The sequence below is a fragment of the Flavobacterium sp. T50_26 genome (assembly GCF_057652995.1).
The window spans coordinates 51,121-71,247 of record NZ_JBYFCC010000020.1 but is presented as its reverse complement, the minus strand read 5'-3'; the positions used below and the strand labels follow the sequence as shown (position 1 = coordinate 71,247).

At 32.5% G+C, this 20,127-nt stretch carries 13 protein-coding genes; 9 read left to right on the top strand and 4 right to left on the bottom strand.

Annotated elements, in window-relative coordinates; translation table 11 throughout:
• Positions 1 to 2: 2 nt before the first annotated feature.
• Positions 3 to 377 (top strand): RNA-binding S4 domain-containing protein, encoded by a 375-nt coding sequence (locus tag AC23MC_RS12440; protein WP_487568677.1) that lies wholly within the window; start codon positions 3 to 5, stop codon positions 375 to 377.
• An 8-nt stretch (positions 378 to 385) separates the two neighbouring features.
• On the opposite strand, the gene AC23MC_RS12435 is transcribed toward AC23MC_RS12440, so the two are convergent.
• Positions 386 to 1,051 carry a uracil-DNA glycosylase gene (locus AC23MC_RS12435; RefSeq protein ID WP_487568676.1) on the bottom strand — a complete coding sequence of 222 codons (666 nt, stop codon included), beginning with the start codon at positions 1,049 to 1,051 and terminating at the stop codon, positions 386 to 388.
• A 105-nt stretch (positions 1,052 to 1,156) separates the two neighbouring features.
• Here AC23MC_RS12435 and AC23MC_RS12430 point away from each other — a divergent pair, with 105 nt between their 5' ends.
• The 3 genes from AC23MC_RS12430 to AC23MC_RS12420 all read left to right on the top strand — a co-directional run bounded on the left by AC23MC_RS12430 (position 1,157) and on the right by AC23MC_RS12420 (position 3,945).
• The gene (locus tag AC23MC_RS12430; protein ID WP_487568675.1) at positions 1,157 to 3,328 is read left to right on the top strand and encodes an endonuclease MutS2; all 2,172 of its coding nucleotides are present in this window, start codon (positions 1,157 to 1,159) and stop codon (positions 3,326 to 3,328) included.
• Between the two features lie 5 nt (positions 3,329 to 3,333).
• Entirely contained in the window at positions 3,334 to 3,744 is a 411-nt protein-coding gene (locus tag AC23MC_RS12425) for a thiol-disulfide oxidoreductase DCC family protein (protein WP_487568674.1), read from the top strand.
• Between the two features lie 66 nt (positions 3,745 to 3,810).
• A complete protein-coding gene (locus tag AC23MC_RS12420; RefSeq protein WP_256466602.1) occupies positions 3,811 to 3,945 on the top strand; it encodes a hypothetical protein in 135 nt (44 codons plus the stop codon).
• Positions 3,946 to 4,000: 55 nt separating this feature from the next.
• On the opposite strand, the gene AC23MC_RS12415 is transcribed toward AC23MC_RS12420, so the two are convergent.
• Positions 4,001 to 6,631, bottom strand: a complete 2,631-nt coding sequence (locus AC23MC_RS12415) for a valine--tRNA ligase (RefSeq protein WP_487568673.1) — start codon at positions 6,629 to 6,631, stop codon at positions 4,001 to 4,003.
• Positions 6,632 to 6,810: 179 nt separating this feature from the next.
• On the opposite strand from AC23MC_RS12415, the gene AC23MC_RS12410 reads away from it, so the two are divergent.
• Positions 6,811 to 7,245 carry a DUF1573 domain-containing protein gene (locus tag AC23MC_RS12410; RefSeq protein WP_487568672.1) on the top strand — a complete coding sequence of 145 codons (435 nt, stop codon included), beginning with the start codon at positions 6,811 to 6,813 and terminating at the stop codon, positions 7,243 to 7,245.
• Between the two features lie 30 nt (positions 7,246 to 7,275).
• Here the strand turns inward: AC23MC_RS12410 and AC23MC_RS12405 are convergent, their stop codons facing one another.
• On the bottom strand, positions 7,276 to 8,610 hold the full coding sequence (locus AC23MC_RS12405) for a retropepsin-like aspartic protease (RefSeq protein ID WP_487568671.1): 1,335 nt from the start codon (positions 8,608 to 8,610) through the stop codon (positions 7,276 to 7,278).
• A 123-nt stretch (positions 8,611 to 8,733) separates the two neighbouring features.
• On the opposite strand from AC23MC_RS12405, the gene AC23MC_RS12400 reads away from it, so the two are divergent.
• Positions 8,734 to 9,924 (top strand): pyridoxal phosphate-dependent aminotransferase, encoded by a 1,191-nt coding sequence (locus tag AC23MC_RS12400; RefSeq protein WP_487568670.1) that lies wholly within the window; start codon positions 8,734 to 8,736, stop codon positions 9,922 to 9,924.
• A 55-nt stretch (positions 9,925 to 9,979) separates the two neighbouring features.
• On the opposite strand, the gene AC23MC_RS12395 is transcribed toward AC23MC_RS12400, so the two are convergent.
• Positions 9,980 to 11,941 carry an endonuclease gene (locus AC23MC_RS12395; protein WP_487568669.1) on the bottom strand — a complete coding sequence of 654 codons (1,962 nt, stop codon included), beginning with the start codon at positions 11,939 to 11,941 and terminating at the stop codon, positions 9,980 to 9,982.
• 124 nt (positions 11,942 to 12,065) lie between these two features.
• Between AC23MC_RS12395 and AC23MC_RS12390 the strand changes: the two genes are divergently transcribed.
• The 3 genes from AC23MC_RS12390 (at position 12,066) to AC23MC_RS12380 (ending at position 20,099) form a co-directional block, all read left to right on the top strand.
• The gene (locus tag AC23MC_RS12390) at positions 12,066 to 14,897 is read left to right on the top strand and encodes an aminopeptidase (protein ID WP_487568668.1); all 2,832 of its coding nucleotides are present in this window, start codon (positions 12,066 to 12,068) and stop codon (positions 14,895 to 14,897) included.
• A 186-nt stretch (positions 14,898 to 15,083) separates the two neighbouring features.
• Positions 15,084 to 17,489: an alpha-ketoacid dehydrogenase subunit alpha/beta gene (locus AC23MC_RS12385; RefSeq protein ID WP_487568667.1), complete on the top strand. Its 2,406-nt coding sequence runs from the start codon at positions 15,084 to 15,086 to the stop codon at positions 17,487 to 17,489.
• 438 nt (positions 17,490 to 17,927) lie between these two features.
• The gene (locus tag AC23MC_RS12380) at positions 17,928 to 20,099 is read left to right on the top strand and encodes a DUF7619 domain-containing protein (RefSeq protein WP_487568666.1); all 2,172 of its coding nucleotides are present in this window, start codon (positions 17,928 to 17,930) and stop codon (positions 20,097 to 20,099) included.
• Positions 20,100 to 20,127 lie beyond the last annotated feature (28 nt).

Below are 20,127 nucleotides of genomic sequence, written 5' to 3'. Positions count from 1 at the left end.
GTATGCGTGTAGATAAATACTTGTGGTGTGTGCGATATTTTAAAACCCGAAATATGGTTACTGAGCTTTGCAAAAAAAATCATGTTACGGTAAATGGTCAAGTTGCCAAACCATCACGAGAGGTTTTTCCGAGTGATGACGTTACGTTTAGAAAGGAGCAAATCATTTATAAAATAAAGGTTTTAGCCATTCCTGAGAGTCGTGTGGGTGCAAAATTGGTTGATATTTATCGAAAAGACGAAACACCGCCGGAAAGTTTTGCTCATTTAGAATTGCTAAAATTATCCAAAGAACATTACCGAAAAACCGGAGAAGGAAGACCTACCAAAAAAGACCGCAGAGATTTGGAGAATTATACAGATGATACGCTTGAATAAGTAAAATACTACCAAACAATCTCTTCTTTTCCCATCAGTTTTAAATGTTGATTGGTTTTACTAAAATGATTATTTCCAAACCAAAGTCCACGATTGGCACTCAATGGCGATGGATGACCGGTTTCTAAAACAATATGTTTCTTTCTGTGAATTTTGGCTCCTTTCTTTTTTGCAAATCCGCCCCAAAGAAGAAAAATAACGTTTTCTTTTTGGTTAGAAATTTGTTGAATCACTGCATCCGTGAAAGTTTCCCATCCTTTATTTTGATGACTTCCCGCTTCCGATTGTCTTACCGTTAAAGTAGCATTGAGCAACAAAACACCTTGATCTGCCCATCTTTCTAAATTGCCGGATTTGGGATATGAAATTTGTAAATCCTTTTCTAATTCTTTAAAAATGTTTTGTAAAGAAGGTGGAAATGGAATGCCATCATTCACTGAAAAACACAATCCATTCGCTTGATTTGGTCCGTGATAGGGATCTTGACCGATGATTACAACCTTAATCTTTTCAAATGAACAATGATTAAAAGCGGCAAAAATTTCATCTTTTTTTGGATAACAAACATGCTTATTGAATTCATTTTCAACAAAATGAGTTAAATCTTTATAATAAGGCTTTAAAAATTCTTCTTCTAAAACCGTTTTCCAAGTGTGATGAATTTCAGTGTGCATAATATTTTTTTTAAACAATGATAAATATAGTTCCCACTTTGATACAATCCAAACCAAACAAAGAAAAATTATCGCTAAATTTGCCTAAAATTGCTATACAACTAAATGATTTCAATCACCGATAAAACCCTAAAAGATTTAGAATTTTCTACCATTTTGCAAACTATTTCAGATCGATGTAATACCGAACTGGGCAAGCAGAAGGCTTTGGAAATTGTTCCGTTTAGAGATAAAAATCTCCTAATGGATTCGCTTTTGCAAACATCAGAATATCTTTCGTCTTTTTCAAACAATAATGCTTTGCCAAATCATGGTTTTGATAACATCAGTACCGAAATTAAATTTATTGGTATCGAAGATAGTTACTTAGAAGTTGGCAGTTTCAGAAAAATTGCTCAATTATCTGAAACATCTAATACGATGTTGCTGTTTTTGAAAAAGTTCGCCGACTACTATCCAACTTTACATGAAAAATCATTGTCAATTGAATTTACCAAATTCATTGTACAAAAAATTGATGAAGTAGTTGATAAATATGGTGAAATTAAAGATAATGCTTCGCCGGATTTAATCAATATTCGAAGAGAAATGAGTTCTGTTCGTGGCAAAGTAAACCAAAGTTTCGGATTGGCTTTAAGTCAATATAATGGTTTGGGCTATTTAGACGAAATTAAAGAAAGTTTTGTAGAAAATCGTCGTGTTTTGGCTGTTTTAGCCATGTATCGAAGAAAAGTAAAAGGTTCTATTTTAGGAAGTTCCAAAACCGGAAGCATTGCTTATATTGAACCCGAAGCTACTTTACGTTACTCACGCGAATTGAGTAATTTGGAATACGAAGAACGCGAAGAAATTACTAGAATTTTAAAAAAATTAACCAACGATATTCGTCCTTTCAAAGAACTTTTGAGTCAGTATCAGGAATTTTTGAGTGATATTGATGTGATTGCCGGAAAAGCAAAATATGCGTTGAAAATCAATGCTGTTTTACCAACTATTATAGAAGAAAAAAGAGTCTTTTTCAGAGATGCCTACCACCCTATTTTATACTTAAATAATAAAAGCAAGAACGAAGTTACCTATCCGCAAACTATTGAATTAAATAACGAAAGTAGAATTATTGTGATTTCCGGACCAAATGCCGGTGGAAAAACCATTTCCTTAAAAACAGTTGGTTTATTGCAGTTGATGTTGCAAAGCGGTATGCTAATTCCGGTTCATGAAAGAAGTGAAACATTTTTATTTGATAGAATTTTAACCGATATTGGTGATAATCAATCCATTGAAAATCATTTGAGTACATACAGTTACCGACTCAAAAACATGAACTATTTTTTAAAGAAATGTAATGATAAAACATTATTCCTGATTGATGAATTCGGAACGGGTTCCGATCCTGAATTAGGTGGTGCTTTGGCCGAAACTTTTTTAGAAGAATTTTATCATCGAGAAGCTTTTGGAATTATTACAACACATTATTCCAATTTAAAAATACTAGCCAACGAATTACCTTTTGCCTCCAATGCCAACATGCTGTTTGACGAAAAATCGTTAGAACCCATGTATAAATTGATACTAGGTCAAGCCGGAAGCTCATTTACGTTTGAAGTAGCTCAGAAAAATGGCATTCCGTATGGATTGATTAATCGAGCTAAGAAAAAAATTGAAGGCGGAAAAGTTCGTTTTGATAAAACCATTGCTACGTTACAAAAAGAACGTTCTAAGTTAGAAAAAACGTCGATTAATCTAAAAGAAGAAGAAACGAAAGCCAGAGAAGAAGGTAAAAAGATGGAAACCATCAATGCTAAAATTCAAGATAAATTAGAACGTTATCAGGAATTGTATGATGCAAACCAGCGTTTGATTTATATCGGACAAAAAATTGATGATCTTTCGAATAAATATTTCAATAATAAAGATAAAAAAGTATTGATTGGTGAATTTTTAAAAATTGTTGAAATTGAAAATTCCAAACGAAAAAAAGCAACCGTTAAGGAAATTAAAGAAAAGGAAGTAATTCAAAAACAAATAATTCAGGAAGTTACCACAAAAATTGATGAAATTAGAGTGGTAAAAAAAGAAAAGAAAGCAAAAGCTTTAAAAATAGAATCTGAAAAACCAAAACCCATTTTAAAAATTGGAGACCGAGTTCGCATGATAGACGGAAAAGCAGTTGGAACTTTAGATGCAGTTGAAAAAAACAAAGCAACCGTTAATTATGGTGTTTTCACTTCAAAGGTGAGTTTAGATGCACTTGAATTAGTAGAAGCAAAAAAATAGAAAAAATGGAAGGATTACCACTCGATAAAAAAATAATTTTGTTTGACGGAGTTTGCAATTTATGTGATTCTTCGGTTCAATTTATTATTAAACATGATAAAAAAGACATTTTTCGATTTGTTGCTTTGCAATCTGATTTAGGTCAAAAAATTCTGAAACATATTGGTGTTGATGCAACAAAAGTTGATAGCATTGTGCTTTATGAACCCGGCTTAGCTTATTTTCATAAAGCTGAAGCAGCGATGCGAATTGCTAAAGAATTGGATACTTGGCATAAAATTATTGGTTACTTATCGTTTACTGGAAGCTTTGGCAATTTTGTATATGATTATGTTGCCAAAAATCGATACAAATGGTATGGCAAAAAAGAGGAATGCATGATTCCGACTCCTGAATTAAAAGCAAAATTTTTATAACTGATAATTATCATAAAAAATCTGCTGTTAGGTTTTTAATTTTGACTTAACTTAAAACCTGACAAAATGATTAAACAAACTTTTGCTTTATACTCTTGGGATAACGGTGCCTTCATCATGATTGGCGTTTTCTTGTTAGTCATCTTTGGACTAATTGGAGCCGTTATGTTAATGATGAACGAAAAAAACAAAAAGAAATAAGAAATTTTATATTCAAAAAAAAATCCCGAATTAAATCGGGATTTTTGTGTTTGATTTATTTTAAACTCGCTAAACTTTGTTCGATGGTGGCAATTTTTGCCAACGCATCGGCTTCTTTGTTTCGTTCGTTTGCAATAATTTCAGGTTTTGCATTGGCTACAAATTTTTCATTTGAAAGCTTCACTTGAACTGATTTCAAAAAACCTTGAATGTATTTTAATTCTTCTTCCAATTTTTCAATTTCAGCTGCAACATCAATATTTCCGGCAATTGGAATAAAATATTCGTTTGATTTTACTCGATAAGTCAATGCTCCATTTACTGTTTCTGTAACATATTCTAGGTTTTCAATATTTCCTAGTTTACTAATTACAGCATCAAAAGTAGTGGCATTTTTTTCGTTATTGATTATTTTTAAATCGATACTATCTTTATTTGCAATATTTTTTTGTTTACGAATGGTTCGAATACCGGCAATAACTTCAATAACAAAATCAAATTCTGCAATTAAATCAGCATTTGTGTTTTGCATTGTTGGCCATTCTGAAATTATCAACGCTTGTTCCGGAGTTCTATCTGCAATGTATTGCCAAATTTCTTCGGTTAAGAAAGGCATAAACGGATGTAATAATTTCAAATTCGCTTCTAACAATTCAATCGCTTTATCAAAAGTTGCTTTGTCAATTGGTTGTTGGTAAGCCGGTTTGATAATTTCCAAAAACCATGAACAGAAATCATCCCAAACTAACTTATAAATCCCCATTAACGCATCGGATAATCTGTACTTTTCAAAATTATCTTCAATTTCAGCAAGGGTTTGTTGCAGTTTAGCTTCGTACCAATCAATCGCAATTTTAGAAGCTTCGGGTTGAGCAATATCGGCTACTTCCCAACCTTTGATTAAACGGAATGCATTCCAAATTTTATTAGCGAAAGCTTTTCCGTTGTTACACAATTCTTCGTCAAACATGATGTCGTTTCCGGCAGAAGCACTCAACAATAATCCAACACGAACGCCATCGGCACCAAATTTTTCAATTAAATCTAATGGATCAGGAGAATTCCCTAACGATTTTGACATCTTGCGACGCTGTTTATCACGAACTAAACCAGTTAAATACACATTGTTAAATGGCTTTTTACCCGTGTATTCATAACCCGCAATAATCATACGAGCCACCCAAAAGAATAAAATATCCGGACCGGTAACTAAATCATTTGTTGGATAATAATATTTAAAATCTTCATTTTCAGGATCTAAAATCCCTCCAAAAACAGCCATTGGCCATAACCAAGAAGAGAACCAAGTGTCGAGTGCATCGGCATCTTGTTTAAGGTTGCGGGTTTCGAGTTGCGGGTTGCCAGTTTTAACTTTAGCCAAAACTAAAGCTTCTTCAATGTTTTCTGCAACAACAAAATCTTCTTTCCCATCTCCATAAAAATAGGCCGGAATTTGTTGTCCCCACCATAATTGACGAGAAATATTCCAATCACGAATATTTTCCATCCAATGACGGTAAGTATTGTTGAATTTACTTGGATATAATTTTACTTCTTCTGTTTCTAAAACGGCTTTGATGGCAGGTTTAACCAATTCTTCCATTTTCAAAAACCATTGATCTGATAATCTTGGTTCGATAACTGCTTTTGTTCTTTCAGAAGTTCCAACTTTATTAATGTGAATTTCGGTTTTAACCAAAGCTCCAATAGATTCTAGTTCTTTTGAAATTTCTTCACGAACCACAAATCTGTCTTTTCCTTGATAATGTAATCCGAAACTGTTCAAAGAAGCATCTTCATTAAAAATATCAATGATTTCAAGATTATGTTTGTCGCCTAATACTTTATCGTTTACATCGTGAGCTGGAGTTACTTTTAAGCAACCCGTTCCAAATTCTACATCAACATATTCATCTTCAATAATTGGAATAACTCTATTGCAAATTGGAATAATTGCTTTTTTGCCTTTCAAATGAAAAAATCGTTCATCATTTGGATTGATACAAATAGCAGTATCACCAAAAATAGTTTCGGGACGCGTTGTGGCAATGGTTAAAACATCGTTAGTGCCTTCAACTTTATAATTGATGTAGTATAAATTTCCTTGACGTTCTTCGTGAATAACTTCTTCATCAGACAAAGTAGTTTTTGCTTCCGGATCCCAGTTCACCATTCTGTAACCTCTATAAATCATACCTTTGTTGTATAAATCAACGAACGATTTGATTACAGAAGCTGACATATCTTCATCCATAGTGAATTTAGTTCTGTCCCAATCGCACGAACAACCTAATTGTTTTAGTTGTTCGAGAATGGTTCCTCCATATTTATCTGTCCAATCGTAAGCGTGTTTTAGGAATTCTTCACGCGTTAAATCGGATTTATTAATTCCTTCTGATTTTAATTTGGCTACAACTTTTGCTTCAGTTGCAATGGAAGCATGGTCTGTTCCCGGTACCCAACACGCATTGAATCCTTTTAAACGTGCACGACGAATTAGAACATCTTGAATTGTATTATTCAACATGTGTCCCATATGCAAAACCCCTGTCACGTTTGGTGGAGGAATTACTATTGTATAAGGAGTTCTGTGGTCTGGCTTTGAATGAAAATAATTGTTTTTCATCCAGTAATCATACCACTTTTGTTCGGCTTGCTTGGCATCAAATTGTGCAGGAATTGACATAAATATAAATTATATGGTTATAAATTGAAAATTATCTATTTCAGACAAAGTTCTAATTTGGTCTGGTTTTTGTATTAAGATGCAAAAGTAACGATTTAGATAGAAGTATTAAAAAAGAAATTAGTATTTGTAGTTTGAATAAAAGTGATTATTTTTACACAACCCAAAAACACATAACCATGAAAAGAATTTTATTTTTTGCTGTATTTAGCTTTATTAGCTTGACTGCTTTTGCTCAAAAAGGTCCAAAAATTGAATTTAAGGCCAAAGACAACACGATAGACTACGGAAAAGTTTATAAAGACAACGATAATGGTGTTCGCGTATTTGAATTTACCAACACCGGTGATGCCCCATTACTTATAACAAATGTTCAATCTACTTGCGGTTGCACGGTTCCATCTAAACCAAAAGAACCAATTATGCCCGGTAAGTCAGATAAAATTGAGGTAAAATACAACATGGCAACCGGTCCGATTAGAAAAAGTATTACGGTAGAAACTAATGCCGTGAATGCTGAAGGCGGAAAAGTTCACCTTAAAATCAAAGGAGAAGTTTTAGAACGCCAAGAAGTTAATGTAATGGAAAAGAAAAAAGTTGGTCCGATGCAATAAAATTAATCCCTTTGAAAGAAGGGATTTTTTTTACAAGATACTTTTCAAATAGAAAGTAAATTTGATTCGCCTGTTACCACGATCAATTTCAAAATTAATTTTTTTCCCATCTTCAGATTTAAGTAAAGCATTAACTTCTTGAAGTGAATACCTATCAACTCCATTTCCATTTATGGTTATAATGATATCTCCTTTTTTTAGTCCGCAAAGTTCTGCCGGAGAATCTTTTCGAATATGAGCAATAACATAAACCGGTTTTAGAACAAATTTATATTTAAATCTGTCTTGACTACTGGTAGGACTTTCGTATGATGTATTGCTTTTGGTGGTTACTATTTTATTTAAACTCACTTCCTCTTGAATCCACTGCAAACCGGCATGATTAATTTCAATACCACTCATATTATATTCAAATGGTTGTTTATAATTTTTGTTCTTTTTTAAATAAATTTTGTTGTTTTTATAATCAAAAATTAGATAAAATCGTTTAAAAATATCTCCTCCAATCGAACCAATTCTGTTCTCAGCCCATTTTATATTTTGCAAAGAAGTTGAATCTGGAATAGCAACATTCGGGTTTTTAAAATTAAATGCTTCAAATTGAAATGAATCTAATTTTGTTCTTTTTCCAAAAATATCACCATTAAAACCTCTTCCTAAAAAATCATCAAACGTTTTCTTTGGGAAATCATAATCTTTAATTTTGTTTGCAAAAAACCAAAAAGCATCACTATTTCCTAAATCTAAAAGCATTTTTCCATTTACTTTTTGAGAATCTAAAGTAAAGGCCGAACTTAAATAGGGCTTATTGTTGTAAAAAGTAATAGGAAATTCATGGAATTTACTAATTTTTTTATGCTTAATTTCTTTTGAAGGATTGTGTATAAAAATTTTGTGCGTTATATAATTGATTTCTACTTTAAAATTTCTAAAGAATTGATAACCAATAATTCCATTAACAGGAATTCCTACACTGCTGGAAAAATTAAATTCTTCGTCAAGAATAATATAAATGTCATGCTTTTGATCGACGATAACATCTTTAAAAACCACTTTATTTGTTGACGATTTTAATCCTTCAATAAAATTTGAACTTCCCAAACCTCTCAATTTTATTTTTTCAACATTATTAAATTTCAATTCTTCTTTATCTTCCAAGCTAAATAATATTGTTTCTTCTACACCGGTATCTAGCAAAAAAGTTAAATCAACTCCATTTACTTCTAAAGGAATAAAAATTAAATTATTGATTAGTTTAAACGGAATTGCAATTTGATCTTTTTTAGAATAATATTGAAATCCCTCCTGACTATGCACTGACATAGAAATTAAAAAAACTGAAAGAAGAACAAAAATGAATTTCATGTGCAATATTTTAATAAAAATACAAATTTTGCTCATAAAAACCAATTCCAATAAATATATCCTTAAAAAGGATTGGGTCTGAATAAAAAAAATTGCAAATTTGCATCTCAAAACACAATCACTATGCCTAAGATTTCCAAAAAAGGACAGCAAATGCCGGAATCACCTATCAGAAAATTGGTTCCCTATTCTGAAATTGCTAAAAAAAGAGGTACAAAAGTTTATCATTTAAACATTGGCCAACCCGATATAAAAACACCGGAAGTAGCCATGAATTCTATTAAAAACCTTGATATAAAAGTACTAGAATATAGTCATTCTGCAGGATTTGAAAGTTACCGCAGAAAATTAGCAGACTATTATCAAAAACATAATTTACCAATTAATAGTGAAGATATCATCATTACAACAGGTGGTTCAGAAGCGTTATTGTTTGCAATGGGAAGCACGATGGATACCGATGATGAAATCATTATTCCTGAACCATTTTATGCCAATTATAATGGTTTTTCCACAGCTTCTGGTGTAAAAGTTGTACCTGTAATTTCAACAATTGATGAAGGTTTTGCCTTACCTCCTATTGCCGATTTTGAAAAATTAATTACTTCAAAAACAAAAGCAATTTTGATTTGTAATCCCGGAAATCCAACCGGATATTTATATTCTAAAGAAGAAATATTTCAATTAGCTGAATTAGTAAAAAAGCATGATTTGTTTTTAATTGCAGACGAAGTTTACCGTGAATTTATATATGATGGTGACGAACATTTTTCTGTAATGAATGTTCCTGGAATTGAACAACATGCGATTATGATTGATTCTGTTTCTAAACGATACAGTATGTGTGGAGCACGAATTGGTTGTATTGTTTCTAAAAATAAAGAAGTAATGGGTGCAGCAATGAAATTTGCTCAAGCCAGATTGAGTCCGCCAACTTTTGCACAAATTGCAAGTGAAGCCGCTTTGGAAACTCCGCAAAGTTATTTTGACGAAGTAATTACTGAATATAAAGAAAGAAGAGATGTTTTAATTGCCGAATTAAATCAAATTGAAGGAGTAAAAGTAGCTACTCCAAAAGGAGCTTTTTATTGTATTGCCAAACTACCGGTTAAAAATGCAGATGATTTTGCACAATGGTTATTAGAATCCTATGATTTTAATGGTGAAACTGTTATGGTTGCTCCTGCTGCAGGATTTTATTCATCTCCAAATGTTGGGTTGGATGAAGTGAGAATAGCGTATGTTTTAAAGAAAGAAGATTTGATTAAATCGGTAAGAATACTAAAAGAAGCATTGAAAGTTTATAAAAAATAATTTTATTTGTTGGGTGTAATTAGTAACTAAATTACACCCAACTTTTTTTAAAAAATTATTTTATAATTATTTTCTTAGTCAATTTTTGATTATCAGTTTCGATGTTCATCAAATACATTCCTGAAGCTAAATTCAAATTTAATTGAGTAAATCCATTGATTTTATTTTGATAAACTTGAATTCCTTCCAATGAAAAAATAGTCACATTCGCTTCATTATCAATTCCGCTAATGTTTATTTCATCTTTTGCAGGAATTGGATACACTTTTACATCACTAAAATTATTATCCTCTAAACTTAACGGTGCAAACCATTGATCTCCAAAATTTTCTCCAAAAATATAATTGGCTAATTGTGGATAATCGATAAACGGATTTCGGTTCATTTGCCATGTATAAATATAATTATTTCTGTTCATTTCAAAATCATCCGATGGATCAGCTTCATTCCAAGTTAACAAAGAGGCCAAATCACCCATTTGATTTGAAGTATTGTCAGCCGGATTTCCATTCACTAAATTCAAACCATTGTAGCGAACAGCCATATAAAACAGAGAGCGAGCAACGTCTCCTTTCCAAGTACCGGTATTTCCTGAAGGTCCGTTATAATCATTCAGCCCATAATCTCGGTTTCCTCTTGAGCTATTTTCCTGTCCGTCTTCTGCTCTAATGTGATGAGCATCAGAATGACCGGTTAAAATGTCATTTGCATTAGTTGGAAGCCAGATATCAATTCCGTCTGGAAAAGAAGAAGTTCCACCGGAAAAACCACCTCTTGATTGAGGCCAAATATGTTCACGATTCCAAAAACCAACAATACTTGCTCCTGTTTGATAATCAATTTTTGTTTGCGGACGTTCTACATACATCAACCAAACCTGATTATTATTTGCAGGATTTTGATCGGCATTATTTAAAATTTCTACGACATCGCCATACGAATGAGCACGAACAACATTCGGATTTGCAATAATATCTTGAACTGCTTGCTTTAATGCTGCTCCAGAAAGTCCTTCCAACGAATCATAATAACCTGCTGGAGCTGTACTGTTTACATTTCCAAAAGTTGGAGTAAGTGGTGTTCCCCAATCAGATTCTTGAAAATTAACATCCAACACACGAACTATTACACTATTATTTAATGTAATATATCCTTCAGGTAATGATTGAACGACTATCGACATCTCCTCGTCACCATCATTAATTCCATCATTTATAATTTGAATTTGTGTTGATGCAGATGAACTTCCCATCGGAATTGTTAAAGAAAGATTTCCTGTAAAATCGGCAGTTGTAAATGTTCCGTTGTTTAAATTTAAAGTAAAATTTAGAGTTTCTGCAACCGGTGTATCTGTTTCAAAAGAAATTGTTAGGCTTTCACCTTCGTTTAGTAAAGATGTAGAAGTTATCACTTCAATTCCATTATAAATTATTCCGCTTCCATCATTATTTGTTCTTGGTGTAGGAGCTTTTACTTCATACGTACCATCATTTTTTCTTTGTATCGATTGAGAAGCCGCTAAACCATTTGCATTTTCATTCGTCTGCACGAATACATTTAATGCTGTTTGAAGTGCTGTGGCTTGTGTTGCATTATTTCCATAAATTAATGCATCAATCAAATTGGTTGTTGTTGCTGGTGTATCGATTGGAAATGTATCAATAACATCTTGATAAATGGCTATAGCATCGGGACCGTTCTGTACAGTATTTTGAGGAAAAAGTCTGGATGGAGATGGATTAACCTGCGAATTTCCTAAAAGCACAATTCCGTTTCCATCAGTAATTAAACCATCAAGATTTATTGTATTATAACTTAAAGTTCCTGTGCCGGATCCACCATTAAAAAGAACTAATATGTAACCATCAAGTGAGAAATAAGGAGTTTCAGATTTTAATTCTATAATTTCAAGAACGTCAAGTCCTGGAGTATCGGAATCTACTTCATTAATTACCACTTGAGAATAAAAACAAAATGGCAATAGAAGGCAGACCCAAAGATGTAATCTTTTTGTCATGGGTATTTAGTTTTTTACAAAATTACTGAATTTAAGCTGAAGAGGTGTTTTTTTTAACAACTTAAACATTTTAATAACATTTTAATACGAATAATTTAATATCTTTCAACCTAAAAAATTGCAGTTGAATTCTATTATTAAAATCATCTTTTGCCTTTCCACTTTGTTGATAGGTAAGTGTTTATTTGCTCAAAACAGTAATTCACTTTATGTTGAATTGCTTGCCGAACAAAAGTCACTCACCGTTCAACAGGAAATCATTTTTCAAAACACAGGAACAGACAGTCTTAGCAAAATTATTTTGAATGACTGGAATAATGCCTTTTCAGATAAAAACACACCGCTTGCTAAACGCTTTTCCGATGAATTTGTGCGTAGTTTTCATTTGGCTAAACCGTATGAAAGAGGAAACACATCCGACTTAACTATTATTGATGAAAATAAATCATTTTTAAATTGGTGCCGACCAGAAAGACATCCGGATTTGATAGAAGTAACACTAAATGAAAAATTAGCCCCAAATCAAAAAGTTAAATTCAACCTTATCTATCGTGTTAAAATTCCAAGCAATAAATTCACTAAATATGGTTATACTAACCAAGGTGGATTTAACCTAAAAAACTGGTTTTTGACTCCTGCAAGATTCGAAAATAATGCTTTTTGCATGAACAGTAATTACAATGTAGATGATATTACAAATGCTCCTTCGGATTATACAGTTACTTTCAAAACACCACAAAGTCAAAAACTATTTACAGATCTAACAGTTTTATCGTCCGAAAAGCAGGCAAAACACACAATTTATACTTTAGAAGGAAAAAATAGAACAGATTTCAGTATTTATACCGAAGAAACAATCTCTTTCAACAGATATAAAAATTCAATTGCTGATGTATATTCAAACCTAAAAGAAAATCGATTAGATGACATTCAAAAAGCGGTGATTATTGATAAAATTGTAAAATTTACTGATGAAAATATTGGTTCAGCTAACAATTCTACCATACTAGTCTCGCAAGCTGATTATGAAAGAAATCCTTTTTATGGATTAAATCAACTTCCGGCTTTTATCAGTCCGTATCCTGATACTTTTCTATATGAAATTAAGTTTCTAAAAACCTACGTAAACAAATATTTAAAGAATAATTTAAAGCTTAACGCTCGCGAAGACAATTGGATTTATGATGCCATCCAAGTGCACATCATGATGAAATATATCGATGAAAATTACCCCGACATGAAAATGATGGGGAACATTTCTAAACTCAAAATTCTCAAAGGATTTAACTTATTTAATCTGGATTTCAACGAGCAATACAGTTATTATTATATGCTGATGGCAAGAAAGAATTTAGATCAACCCATCGGAAATCCTAAAAATACGTTACTCAAATTCAACGAACAAATTGCAGGAAAATACAGAGCTGGACTTAGTTTAAAATACCTTGACGATTACTGCGGAAACAATTTGGCTTCAAAAAGCATTCTTTCGTTTTTTGAATTGAACCGAAATCAACAAACTTCTGAAAAAGATTTTGAAAATATACTCCGGCAAAATTGTCCAAACAACATCGATTGGTTTTTTGATACAATTATAAATTCCAGAGAAATTGTTGACTATAAATTTACTGATGTTTCTAAAGCAAACGATAGTATCACATTTACCGTTCGTAATAAAACCGGAGTAGTTGTTCCCATTCCAATTTATGGATTAAAAAAGGGCGAAATCGTATTTAAAGAATGGCTTGAAAACATTAAAAAAGACACAACAATTACGATGAGTCAAAACGATGCCGACCGAATTGTACTAAATTATGAAAACGAAGTTCCGGAATATAATTTGCGAAATAACTGGAAATCACTCAAAAATTATTCGTTCAACGACCGTCCTATAAAGTTCAATTTCCTGAAAGATTTGGAAGATCCTTATCACAACCAAATTTTATATGTGCCAACCTTAGAATACAATCTGTATAACGGCTTGATGCCCGGAATGCGATTTCACAACAAAACATTTTTAGACAAACCTATCATTTTTGATGTCAATCCGGCCTACTCCACGTTAACTCAAAAAATGATTGGAAATTTTAGAGTTACCGGAAATCAGTACAGACGACACAGCAATATCTATCTCATTCGATACGGATTTTCAGGTCAATTTTTCGATTATGCACAAGATGCAAGTTATATCCGTTTTAATCCAACAATTCAATTCTTTAAACGTCCGGATAATTACCGCGATAATCGAAAAGAATCATTGATGTTGCGACAAATCATTATAGAAAGAGAAGAATCTCCGTTTGTTGCATTGGAAGAAGAAAATGAAAATTACTCCATTTTTAATATGCGGTACTACAACGTTAAAACCGAAGTAAAAAATCATTTCGGATTTAAATCTGATCTTCAAATAGCCAATTCCTTCGGAAAAGCTGTGGTAGAATTAGAATATAGAAAGTTATTTGAAAGCAATAGACAAATTAACCTTCGTTTTTATGCAGGAACATTTTTGTATAGAAAAACAGATTCCGATTTCTTTAGTTTTGCTCTCAACAGACCAACTGACTATATGTTTGATTACGGTTTGTATGGACGCTCTGAAACATCCGGACTGTTCAGTCAACAGTACATTGTGGCCGAAGGTGCTTTTAAATCTCAACTCGATACACCATTCGCCAATCAATGGATTACAACTTTTAATACAAGTGTTAATATTTGGAACTGGATTGAAGTATATGGCGACATAGGTGCTTTAAAAAACGAAAACGAATCCGCCAAATTTGTCTATGATAGCGGAATTCGATTAAATTTAGTTACCGATTATTTTGAACTTTATTTCCCAATTTACTCCTCAAACGGTTGGGAAGTTGATAATAAAAACTATGGTGAACGTATCCGATTTATGGTAACTTTAAGTCCGAATGTGTTAGTCAGTTTATTTACTCGAAAATGGTTTTAATTGATTGAAAAATCTTTAATAAATTACATTTTATTCATTAATATGAATATTTTTCAATTAAAAACACAAACATATATCTCATATCAACATTTTTTTTATCAATAGTATAAATTTATTTTTATACAGAATGTATTGTTTTTCCAAGTTTTTACTTAAATTTGTTCATTACAAGAATTTTTTTGAACTATGACAGCACCAGAAACCAAACAAGCCATGACGTTTGAAGATTTCCGAACAGAAGTTTTAAACGACTATAAAATTGCAACTACCAGCAGAGAATGTTCCCTTTTAGGGCGACGTGAAGTGCTGACCGGAAAAGCCAAATTTGGTATTTTTGGTGATGGAAAAGAAGTACCGCAATTAGCCATGGCAAAAGCGTTTAAAAATGGTGATTTCCGTTCAGGTTATTACCGTGATCAAACGTTTATGATGGCAATTGGTCACCTAAACATTCAACAGTTTTTTGCAGGATTATATGGTCATACCGATTTGGAACACGATCCAATGAGTGCCGGTCGTCAAATGGGCGGTCACTTTGCTACACATTCGCTTGACGAAAACGGAAACTGGAATGATTTAACCAAACAAAAAAATTCAAGTGCCGACATCTCTCCTACTGCCGGACAAATGCCGCGTTTGTTAGGATTGGCTCAAGCTTCTAAGATTTATAGAAACGTATCGGTTTTACCAAAAAAAAATAAATTCTCCGATAACGGAAACGAAATTGCTTGGGGAACTATTGGAAATGCAAGTACTTCAGAAGGTTTGTTTTTTGAAACTATTAACGCCGCCGGAGTTCTGCAAGTGCCAATGGTCATGAGCGTTTGGGATGACGAATACGGAATTTCCGTGCATGCTCGTTACCAAACTACAAAAGAAAATATCTCCGAAATCCTAAAAGGTTTTCAACGAGACGAAGACAATAAAGGTTACGAAATCATGAATGTGTTAGGGTGGGATTATGCCGCCTTGGTAGGAACCTATCAACGTGCCGCTCAAATTGCTCGCGAAGAACACGTTCCGGTTTTAATTCACGTAAGCGAATTAACGCAACCACAAGGTCACTCTACATCCGGAAGTCACGAACGTTACAAAAATGCAGAACGATTAGCTTGGGAAGCCGAATTTGATTGTTTAGCTCAAATGCGTTTGTGGATGATTGCAAACAACATTGCCACTGCCGAAGAAATTGAAGAAATTGACAACGTAACCAAAAAAGAGGTTTTAGAAGGCAAAAAAGCAGCTTGGACTGCTTTTGTGGAACCTTTCAAAAAAGAACAAAACGAATTAGTTGCTTTGTTGGAAAGCATTGCTTCAACGAGTGTGAACCGCGTTTTTATACAAAAATTCGCCAATGATTTAAAAGAGATTAAAGAACCGATTCGCAAAGATATAATTACCACAGCCCGAAAAGTTCTTCGTATGATTGTAGGTGAAAAAAGTCAACCACAATTAGCAACGTGGATTAAAAACTACATCGCAAAAATTCAACCAAAATTCAGTTCACATTTGTTTTCAGAATCAGCTCATCAAGTCACATCAGTCAAAGAAGTTTTACCAACCTACGACGCAACTGCTGAAGAAGTAGATGCTCGTTTGGTACTTAGAGATAACTTTGATGCTATTTTCAGCAAACATCCTGAAGTCTTGATTTTTGGAGAAGATTCCGGAAACATTGGCGACGTAAATCAAGGTTTAGAAGGCATGCAAGAAAAATTTGGCGAAATGCGAGTAGCCGATGCCGGAATTCGTGAAGCAACCATATTAGGCCAAGGAATCGGAATGGCGATGCGAGGCCTTCGCCCTATTGCCGAAATTCAATATTTAGATTATCTACTGTATGCTATTCAAATCATGAGCGATGATTTAGCAACCTTACAATACCGCACCAAAGGCCGTCAAAAAGCACCGTTGATTATTCGTACTCGCGGACACCGTTTGGAAGGCGTTTGGCACTCCGGTTCACCCATGGGAATGATCATCAATGCCGTTCGTGGCATTCACGTGTTGGTACCAAGAAACATGACCAAAGCAGCAGGATTTTATAACACGCTGTTAGAAACCGATGAACCGGCTCTTATTGTTGAATGTTTAAATGGCTACCGTTTAAAAGAAAAAATGCCAACCAATTTAGGAACGTTTAAAACTCCAATTGGCGTGGTAGAAACCATCAAAAAAGGAACCGATATCACTATCGTTTCCTATGGTTCAACATTACGTTTGGTAGAGCAAGCAGCAAAAGAATTGTTAGAAGTTGGAATTGATTGTGAAATTATTGATATCCAGTCACTTTTACCATTTGATATTAACCACGACATTAAGAAAAGTTTAGCCCAAACCAACCGTCTTTTGGTAGTAGATGAAGACGTTCCCGGAGGAGCTTCTGCCTTTATTCTGCAACAAGTGTTGGATGTGCAAAACGGCTACGATTATTTAGATAGTAAACCGCAAACCTTAGCAGCTCAACCTCATCGTCCGGCTTATGGCACAGATGGCGATTACTTCAGTAAACCTTCCGCGGAAGATATTTTTGAAAAAGTATATGCCATGATGCATGAAGTAAACCCGAAAGAATTTCCGAGTTTGTATTAAAACTATAGTGAAAACCGCTAATTGGCGGTTTTTTTTATGTTTTTTTGGGGCGTTACCCTCCGCAAGCTACGGGTCGGGCTATCCGTTCCCGCTTTTTTTTGGTTGTTTAAAAAAACAACCAAAAAAAGAGCTCCACTACTATCCCTAACGCAGGTGAGTGCTATCAAGATATTTACATTGTTTATGACATAGCAATTAAAAAGCAGTCAACAAATAAAAAGTCAGTTTGATAAAGTATATTTATTAAATTTGTGAAAATAATTTTAATGATTGTCAAACAACAATAAATGAAAGCAAAAATATTCTTAATTTTAATTTCTTTTACAACATTTTGTAATGCACAAATTGTAAATATACCTGATGTGAATTTTAAGAATGCTTTATTAGGGTCAACTTGGCAATGGAATTCCATTGCAAAAAAACATAAATGGTAGCAATATGACTGTTGACACTAATTCTGATGGGGAAATTCAACTGTCAGAAGCATTATTAGTTTATGAAATACATATGACCCCAAATACTATTGGGAATAATAATACTGTTAACCTTGAAGGAATAAATAGTTTTTTAAATCTGAGAAAGATATTAATAGATAATAAATCAATAACAAATGTAAACTTTGATTCATTGATATATTTAGAAGAATTATTGATTAGATATTGTGGCGTTAGTAATTATAGTATTGTAAATTGTCCAAGCATAATAAATATTAATTTTGATTATAATCAATTTACATCATTAGATTTTAGTCATTTACCGCAATTAAACTCTGTAAGTTGCTCAAATAATATTCTTACCTCTCTAAATATTAATGGCTTACAGAATCTAACTTATGTAAATTGTAGTTATAACAATCTACTTTCTATAAACCTACAAGCACTTTCCAATATAAATACTATAAAATGCGATCATAATCAAATAACAAATTTAAATTTGAATGGATTGCAAAGTTTACAGAGTCTTGAGGCACAAAATAATCAATTAAATAATGTGACTTTTGAAGGTTGTACTAGTTTAGATTATGCTTATCTATCTGATAATTTATTAACCTTTTTAGATTTTAACCAATGTACAACTATAAATGGTATTTATCTATCTAATAACCCAACAATAGAAGGTATTTTGCTGAAAAATGGAATCAATGAAAATATTGGAGGATTAACACAAAACGTGCAATATATTTGTTGTGATGAATTTGAAATAGCTTCCATTCAAAGTTCATATCCAAATTCTGAAGTAAATACTTATTGTTCATTTACACCTGGAGGTAGCTACTATATAATTAATGGAACAAATAGATTGGATCTAACAAATGACGGATGTTCTTTATCAGATCCTATTTATCCAAATTTTAAAATCAGTTTTACTGATGGAATAACTTCAAATATATTAATTCCAAATTCTTCAGGTAATTATTCTATTCCAGTTGGTACTGGTTCTTTCACTTTAACTCCAATACTTAATAATCCTACTTATTATAATGCTACCCCAGCTACAGCCTCAGCTAATTTTCCTATATTCACTAGTCCATACAATCAAGATTTTTGTATTACTGCAAATGGTAATCACAATGATTTAGAAGTAATTTTACTTCCAATAAATCAAGCAAGACCTGGTTTTGATGCCGATTATAAATTAATTTATAAAAACAAAGGAACAACAACTCAATCTGGTTCAGTCAACTTAGATTTTGACGATAACGTTTTAGATTTTGTTTCAAGTAATCCTTCTTTTTCAGATCAAGTAGCAGGAAATATGACTTGGAATTTTACAAATCTAATGCCATTTGAAAGCAGAGAAATTGATATTGTTTTTAACTTAAATTCACCGACTGAAACACCTGCTTTAAATAGTGGAGATATTTTAAACTTCACGGCTACAATAAATGGTGAAACAGATGAAACACCTATTGACAACATTGCAACGATAAATCAAACCGTTGTAAACTCTTATGACCCTAATGACAAAACTTGTTTAGAAGGAACAACAATTACACCAAGTATGGTTGGTGAATATGTTCATTATTTAATTCGCTTCGAAAACAATGGAACGGCAAATGCTCAAAATATTGTTGTTAAAGATATGATCAACATAAATAAATTTGACATAAATACCTTAATTCCAATTAACGGAAGTCATGACTTTGAAACAAGAATATCAAGCATAAACAAAGTAGAATTTATTTTTCAAAATATAAATTTACCATTTGATGATGCTAGTAATGATGGTTATGTATCTTTTAAAATCAAAACAAAACCAAATTTAGTAATTGGTAATACTTTTAGTAATTCAGCAAATATTTATTTTGATTACAATTTTCCTATAGTTACAGATAATTATACTACAACAATTCAAAATATATTAGGTTTACAAGAAAATGATATTATTAATGATATTTTAACTTACCCAAATCCAATAAAAGATATTTTAAACTTCAAAACAGAGCACAATATAACAAAAGTTGAAGTTTACGATATTGCAGGAAGAATAGTAAGTTCAAATTCAGTTTCTGAAAATAAAATTGATTTAAGCGAACTAAAAACCGGAAACTATATTCTAAAACTTTATACAGAAAAAGGAATTATTAACACAAAAATTATAAAAGAATAATACAGCAGCAATTAGCACACAATTCCTT